Annotated in this window: 1 pseudogene; it reads left to right on the forward strand. The window is 45.5% G+C overall.

Annotated features, from left to right (window positions below):
* Positions 1-576, forward strand: a pseudogene (locus F1E73_RS17750) (hypothetical protein); the annotation flags it as partial.

Raw genomic sequence — 576 nt, forward strand, 5'->3', positions numbered from 1 at the left:
ATTGATGAAGCAGGGAATACCACTCAAGTAAACTTGACCGCTGCGGTTAAGAATCTGGAGACCTTGACTACTATTGCCGAAACGGCCAACGGAACCTTTACCTATACGGATGAGGCTGGTAACCCAACGGTTATCGATATCTCCAATTTGGAAACTTTGACCACCTTGGCGCTGAATGCGGATAATACAAACATCGATTATGTGGACGAAGCAGGGAATACCACTCAAGTAAACTTGACGGCTGCGGTTAAGAACCTGGAGACCTTAACTACTATTGCCGAAACGGCCAACGGAACCTTTACCTATACGGATGAGTCCGGTAACCCAACGGTTATCGATATATCCAATTTGGAAACTTTGACCACCTTGGCGCTGAATGCGGATAATACAAACATCGATTATATTGATGAAGCGGGGAACATCAATAAAGTGGACCTGACCGCTGCGGTAAAGAACCTGGAGACCTTGACTACTATTGCTGAAACTGCCAACGGAACCTTTACCTATACGGATGAGTCTGGTAATCCAACGATCATCGACATCAATAATTTAGAGACCCTGACGAGCATTGCTCTG

This window comes from Arenibacter lacus (assembly GCF_008711145.1).
GTDB classification, from domain to species: Bacteria; Bacteroidota; Bacteroidia; order Flavobacteriales; family Flavobacteriaceae; genus Arenibacter; species Arenibacter amylolyticus.